The 554-nt window shown below is 58.5% G+C and carries 1 protein-coding gene; it reads left to right on the top strand.

Translation table 11 applies throughout. The features are described 5' to 3' along the window. On the top strand, positions 1-554 hold a 554-nt coding region (locus KO531_RS22195), incomplete at both ends, for a VCBS domain-containing protein (RefSeq protein ID WP_219252247.1).

Genomic DNA, 554 nt, shown 5'->3' with positions numbered 1-554 from the left:
TTCCAAGTGCAAACCAATGTCGCCGATGGCAACTACGGTTTCTTCAGCATTGATGCCGACGGTAACTGGACCTACACCTTAAACAACAGCCACAGCGACGTGCAGTCACTCAAGGCGGGTGAAACCCTGACCCGTGACATCACGGTCACCAGTGCCGATGGCACCGCCAGCCACACCGTGACCATCACCATTGTCGGCGCGAACGATCCCGCTGACATCACGGTCGGTAACGGCGACAGCGATGCTGGCACCGTCACCGAAGACGGCGATTCCGACACCCTGCCAGGCACAGTACAAACGGTGGCCGGCACCTTAACCGTCACCGACGTCGACAACGGCGAAGCGGTATTCCAAGTGCAAACCAATGTCGCCGATGGCAACTACGGTTTCTTCAGCATTGATGCCGACGGTAACTGGACCTACACCTTAAACAACAGCCACAGCGACGTGCAGTCACTCAAGGCGGGTGAAACCCTGACCCGTGACATCACGGTCACCAGTGCCGATGGCACCGCCAGCCACACCGTGACCATCACCATTGTCGGCGCGAACGA

Source organism: Shewanella sp. NKUCC06_TVS (assembly GCF_019345515.1).
Classification (GTDB): domain Bacteria; phylum Pseudomonadota; class Gammaproteobacteria; order Enterobacterales; family Shewanellaceae; genus Shewanella; species Shewanella oncorhynchi.
The sequence above is the reverse complement of the archived record's forward strand: the minus strand, read 5'-3'. Positions and strand labels throughout refer to the sequence as shown.